The 6,301-nt window shown below is 44.1% G+C and carries 6 protein-coding genes and 1 pseudogene; all 7 read left to right on the forward strand.

All coding sequences use genetic code 11. From position 1 onward, the window contains the following. Positions 1-68 precede the first annotated feature (68 nt). Positions 69-956 carry a carboxylating nicotinate-nucleotide diphosphorylase gene (nadC, locus tag R8N28_RS18125; RefSeq protein ID WP_005379983.1) on the forward strand — a complete coding sequence of 296 codons (888 nt, stop codon included), beginning with the start codon at positions 69-71 and terminating at the stop codon, positions 954-956. A gap of 262 nt (positions 957-1,218) precedes the next feature. Beyond that, positions 1,219-1,692: a pilin gene (locus tag R8N28_RS18130; RefSeq protein ID WP_065274839.1), complete on the forward strand. Its 474-nt coding sequence runs from the start codon at positions 1,219-1,221 to the stop codon at positions 1,690-1,692. 5 nt (positions 1,693-1,697) lie between these two features. Then, complete coding sequence (gene pilB / locus R8N28_RS18135) at positions 1,698-3,383, forward strand: type IV-A pilus assembly ATPase PilB (RefSeq protein WP_065274840.1); 1,686 nt, start codon at positions 1,698-1,700, stop codon at positions 3,381-3,383. 23 nt (positions 3,384-3,406) lie between these two features. Beyond that, positions 3,407-4,630 carry a type II secretion system F family protein gene (locus R8N28_RS18140; protein ID WP_017635918.1) on the forward strand — a complete coding sequence of 408 codons (1,224 nt, stop codon included), beginning with the start codon at positions 3,407-3,409 and terminating at the stop codon, positions 4,628-4,630. A gap of 64 nt (positions 4,631-4,694) precedes the next feature. Further along, a complete protein-coding gene (locus tag R8N28_RS18145; protein WP_064354291.1) occupies positions 4,695-5,564 on the forward strand; it encodes a prepilin peptidase in 870 nt (289 codons plus the stop codon). After that, the gene (coaE, locus tag R8N28_RS18150; RefSeq protein WP_065274841.1) at positions 5,565-6,179 is read left to right on the forward strand and encodes a dephospho-CoA kinase; all 615 of its coding nucleotides are present in this window, start codon (positions 5,565-5,567) and stop codon (positions 6,177-6,179) included. A 27-nt stretch (positions 6,180-6,206) separates the two neighbouring features. Next, a pseudogene (locus R8N28_RS18155) lies at positions 6,207-6,301 on the forward strand (cell division protein ZapD); the annotation flags it as partial.

Below are 6,301 nucleotides of genomic sequence, written 5' to 3' on the forward strand. Positions count from 1 at the left end.
AACTGCTGAAATTATTGACACCGGAGAGTATCATTCGTTGCCATCTCCCTTTCAAGACAAGATTTGCGATGAAGAACACACACAACATTCAAGAACGCCTAGAATACCTTAAACAACAACTCCCTTTAGAGATCACTCGCTCTGTCGCTGATACCTTAAAAGAAGATCTAGGTGGCAGTGTAGACGCAGATAACGACATTACTGCATCTTTGATCCCTGCCGATGCGGTTAACACCGCAACGATTATTACTCGTGAGCATGGTGTGTTCTGTGGTCAAGCATGGGCTGATGAAGTTTTTAAACAGCTCGGTGGCAAGGTCAGCATTGAATGGCACGTAAAGGACGGCGATAAAGTCGAACCTAACCAAACCCTTTGCACGCTGACAGGCCCTGCTCGTGACTTGTTGACTGGTGAGCGTAACGCAATGAACTTCATCCAAACGCTGTCTGGCTGCGCAACAGTTACCGCAGAGTACGCTGAAAAAATCGCGCATACTGAGTGTCGTCTACTCGACACACGCAAAACCATTCCTGGTCTGCGTAGCGCACTAAAATACGCCGTGACGTGTGGTGGAGGCTTTAACCATCGCATCGGCGTGTTCGACGCTTACCTCATTAAAGAAAACCACATTATTGCTTGTGGTGGCATCACTCAAGCCATCCAAAAAGCGAAAGAGCTTAACCCAGGCAAACCGGTAGAAGTCGAAACGGAAAGCTTAGAAGAGTTGAAACAAGCGATAGAGGCTGGTGCCGACATCATCATGCTCGATAACTTCACAAAAGAAATGATGCGTGAAGCCGTAGCGATTAACGCAGGTCGTGCCGCTTTAGAGAACTCCGGCAACATTACGCTAGAGACCATCGCAGAATACGCAGAAACCGGTGTCGATTACATTTCGGTAGGCGCGTTGACTAAGCATCTAAAAGCGATGGATCTTTCGATGCGCTTCAAATAATAAAAGCAACACAATCTCAATTACTTCAACTAACTCAGTGAGTTGTGAGTAACTCATCATTTAAAAGGGCCAATTGGCCCTTTCTTTTTATCCACTAAAAAAATAGTACTACTCGCAAAACTCTGCATGAGATATGCAACTTTTCACCAAAGAGTTTTATCTCACTCGAGAGCCCATCTCTTCCCCATTTTCAACCCACCTTAACTCTCCATAATCTTTCGCCAATGCAAGAGCATTATTAATTTTTAGGAAAGGGTTAAAAATGAAAAACAGTAAACAGAAAAAACAACAGGGTTTTACTCTGATTGAGTTAATGATTGTGGTGGCGATTATTGGCATCTTATCTGCTTTCGCAGTTCCTGCTTACCAAAATTATACTAAGAAAGCGACATTGTCAGAATTTCCAAAAGCAGCTGCGGCAGCCAAATTAGCAGTAGAATTATGTGCCCATGAGAATGCCTCAAATGAAACAACATTTATTAGTGAATGTGTAAAGGAAGAAAATGGAATTCCCGCTAAATTCGTTTTGAATAATATTGAAATTAGCGTTGTTAAAGCCACAGATGCTAGCGTTTCTGGTGCGATAGCAGTTATTGCAGCAGCTGATGAAGTTAAGGGACCTATTGCTAAAGGCGAGCAATATATCATGGCTGCATCATATAAAACTCAAGGCTTAGAGTGGGGGGCTTCATGTAAAGCTGGCGGTAAAGCACAAACAGACTACTGCCCAAACTAACTTAAATGTTGACCAACCTATCCACGGCTCTTCGCCAAAAAGGGTTACTGACCTTTTCCCAAGAAGAATCGTTAATAGAGCAAGTCAAAGCTTCTGGCATTTCGATGCCAGAGGCTTTACTCAGTTCTGGATTATTTACATCAAGCGAACTCGCTGAGCACTTAAGTTCTCTCTTTGGTTTAAATCAGCCCGAGTTATCTCAGTACGAGTATGCTTCGCTTTGTCAGCAACTTGGCCTTAGGGAATTAATCACGCGGCATTACGCACTCCCACTCCAACGTACGCCTTCAACGTTATTATTAGCGGTTGCCGACCCCACGAACCAACAAGCAGAAGATGACTTTCGTTTTGCGACAGGGTTGCAAGTAGAACTTGTTCTCGCTGATTTTCGCGAGCTGACCGCTGCGATTCGGCGCTTATATGGCCGCGCACTTGGGCAGGAAAAGTCTGGGCTAAAAGAGATCAACCAAGAAGAATTAGCCAACCTGGTTGATGTGGGCGCAGATGAAATCGACAACATTGAAGACTTGAGCCAAGATGAGTCTCCTGTTAGCCGTTACATCAACCAAATTCTGTTGGACTCTGTGCGCAAAGGCGCATCCGATATCCACTTTGAGCCTTATGAAAAGATGTACCGTGTGCGCCTACGCTGTGATGGCATCTTAATTGAAACACAGCAGCCACCAAGCCACTTAAGTCGCCGCTTATCCGCTCGTATCAAAATCCTCTCTAAACTTGATATTGCAGAGCGACGTTTACCACAAGATGGGCGTATTAAGCTCAAGTTGAATCAAGACACCGCAATTGATATGCGTGTATCCACGCTACCGACTCTATTCGGAGAGAAAATTGTACTACGACTGCTCGACAGCAGCTCTGCGTCATTGGATATCGACAAGCTTGGTTATAGCGAACAACAAAAACAATTGTACTTGGATGCGCTGCGTCGCCCACAAGGCATGATTCTGATGACAGGTCCAACCGGGAGCGGAAAAACCGTTTCTCTGTACACTGGGCTGAGTATCCTCAATAAGCCAGAAATCAACATTTCCACGGCAGAAGACCCAGTAGAAATTAACTTATCGGGCATTAACCAAGTTCAAGTTCAGCCTAAGATTGGTTTTGGTTTTGCCGAAGCACTGCGTTCTTTCTTACGTCAAGACCCCGATGTGGTAATGGTCGGTGAGATTCGTGACTTAGACACTGCGGAAATAGCCATAAAAGCATCGCAAACCGGTCACTTAGTACTTTCAACCTTACATACCAATTCTGCGGCTGAAACGGTTATTCGTTTATCAAACATGGGCGTAGAAAGCTTTAACTTGGCCTCATCTCTTAGTTTGATTATTGCCCAGCGCTTGGCCCGTAAACTGTGCTCGCACTGTAAACAATCACAAGAGCTTACCGTTCAGCTACAACATCTTGGAATTCAAGCAAGCGACAACATTTTTAAAGCCAATCCCGATGGATGCAATGAGTGTACCCATGGTTATTCCGGTCGAACGGGGATTTATGAAGTGATGCGCTTTGATGAATTTCTTTCCGAAGCGCTTATTAAAGGCGCCTCAGTACATGAACTAGAAAAACTCGCCATCGCAAATGGTATGAGCACGTTACAAATGTCGGGCATAGAAAAACTCAAACAAGGGATCACAAGTTTTAGTGAACTACAGCGCGTACTTTATTTTTAATCCTTTAATCAGCAGTCACCTCCATGAAAAGCACTACACCACAACTTAAAAACTTCCGCTGGAAAGGCATCAACAGTTCAGGCAAAAAGACGTCTGGACAAACCCTCGCGATGACGGAAATTGAAGTACGCGAGCGTCTAGACGCACAGCACATCAAGATCAAGAAGTTAAAGAAAAGCAGTATTTCGTTTCTCACTAAACTCAGCCATCGCGTGAAAGGCAGAGACATCACGGTGTTTACCCGCCAAATTTCGACGATGTTGATAACCGGTGTACCCTTAGTTCAGGCTTTAAAATTGGTCTCAGAAAATCATAAAAAAGCAGAGATGAAATCCATTTTGATGAGCGTGACACGCGCCGTTGAAGCGGGGACGCCCATGTCAAAAGCCATGCGCACTGCAAGTGAACACTTTGACCCACTCTATACCGATCTTATCGCCACAGGTGAGCAATCCGGTAACTTAGCAGAAGTATTCGAGCGCTTAGCCACCTACCGAGAAAAAAATGAACAACTCCGTGCGAAAGTGATCAAAGCACTGATCTACCCAGCTATGGTAGTGCTAGTAGCGTTAGGCGTGTCGTTTATCATGCTCACCAAAGTCATTCCCGAGTTTGAAAAAATGTTTGTTGGTTTTGGTGCTGACTTACCGTGGTTTACCAGGCAAGTGTTAGATCTTTCCGCATGGACACAAAACTGGAGCCCATTTATAGCACTAGGCTCTATCAGTCTATTCATCTCAGCGAGAATCCTCTCTAAGCGTTCAGATTCTTTTCGCTTAATGCTCAATCGCTCTGTGCTTAAATTTCCTGTCCTCGGGCCCGTATTATCAAAAGCCGCTATCGCCAAATTTAGTCGAACACTCGCCACGAGCTTTACAGCGGGCATTCCAATTCTAACCAGTTTAAAAACCACATCAAAAACCTCAGGAAACTTACACTATCAACTCGCTATAGAAGAAGTTTACCGTGATACCGCCGCAGGTATGCCAATGTATGTTGCCATGCGCAACTGTAATGTGTTCCCTGAATTGGTGTTACAAATGGTTATGATCGGTGAAGAGTCTGGTCGACTTGACGATATGCTCAATAAAGTTGCAACAATCTACGAGTTTGAAGTCGACAACACCGTCGACAACCTTAGTAAAATTCTAGAGCCACTAATTATCGTTTTTTTAGGTATCGTTGTTGGCGGATTAGTGACAGCAATGTACTTGCCAATCTTTAACTTAATGAGTGTATTGGGCTAGAATGAGCTGTTAACTCCTTTAAAACAGCATCTTGCTGATTTCACTCATCGCTCAAGAGACAAATATGGAAGTATTCCAGTACTACCCTTGGCTATTCGTTGTGTTTGCCACCATCTTCGGTCTGATCGTGGGTAGCTTCCTCAATGTGGTTATTTATCGACTACCTAAAATCATGGAACTAGAATGGCGACGCGAATGTGCCGAGTCATTTCCTGAATACAAAATAGAACCTCCTAAAGAAGTGCTGACCTTGAGCGTCCCACGCTCCTCCTGTCAGAAGTGCGCAACGCCGATACGTATTCGAGACAACATCCCTGTGATTAGCTGGCTGCTTTTAAAAGGCAAATGCCACAACTGTCAGACAGCCATTAGCGCACGCTATCCACTGATTGAACTGCTCACTGCGTTCTGCTCAGGCTTTGTCGCTTACCACTTTGGTTTTAGTTACTTTACCGTTGCCCTACTCTTTTTCACTTTTATCTTAATCGCCGCAACATTTATCGATCTAGATACGATGTTGTTACCTGACCAATTAACATTACCATTAACTTGGGCTGGCATTGCCTTAGCATTAGTCGAAATAAGTCCTGTTACTCTACAAGATTCTGTCATTGGTGCTATTGCTGGTTACCTATGTCTCTGGTCCGTTTACTGGGGCTTTAAGCTACTTACTGGTAAAGAAGGAATGGGATATGGTGATTTTAAACTACTAGCAGCACTAGGGGCTTGGCTAGGTTGGCAGTCACTGCCAATGATCATTCTACTTTCTTCTGTGGTTGGCATCGTATTTGGCATCATTCAACTACGCTTGCAAAAGCAGGGAATTGAAAAAGCTTTCCCTTTCGGTCCTTACTTAGCAATTGCTGGTTGGATAAGCTTAATTTGGGGCGAGCAGATTTTAAACTGGTACTTTACTTCAGTTCTAGGAGTGTAAATGGCTTTGGTTATTGGTTTAACAGGTGGTATCGCTAGTGGAAAAACAACCGTCGCGAATCTGTTCAAACAACAATTTAAAATCGATATCGTTGATGCCGACATTGTAGCAAGAGAAGTTGTCGAACCAGGTACTCCCGGCCTAAACGCGATTATTGAACACTTTGGTCACGATATCGTTCGTGAAGACCAAACTTTAGATCGCGCAAAGCTGAGAGAAAAAATCTTTTCGAATTCAGATGAAAAAGCATGGCTCAACGCACTGTTGCACCCGATAATTCGTGAAAAGATGATCGAAGATTTGCAGCAAGTCACTTCAGAGTATGCGTTACTTGTGGTGCCGTTGCTCGTAGAAAACAAGCTAGATAGTTTGTGTGATCGCGTTCTTGTCGTCGATGTAGAACCGAATACACAGATATCTCGCACGATGAAACGAGACAATGTGAGTGAAGATCAAGTTCGCGCCATCCTTGCCTCTCAAGCATCAAGAGAGCAAAGGTTCGCGCTTGCAGACGATGTGGTTAAGAATAATCCAAGTGACCCTGATCTTTTGCTTCAAATCACAGATTTGCACGAAAAGTACCTAGCCATGTGTAAGAAAAATCTGCGAAAATAGGAACGAAACTCACAAAGGCTTATGTCGATGACCACGCACAAATTTGAACATCCGTTAAATGAGAAAACTCGTATTTATCTAAGAGTGGAGTCTCTGCTGCGTCAGGCTCACTTGGCCTCTGG

Source organism: Vibrio sp. Vb1554 (assembly GCF_033344235.1).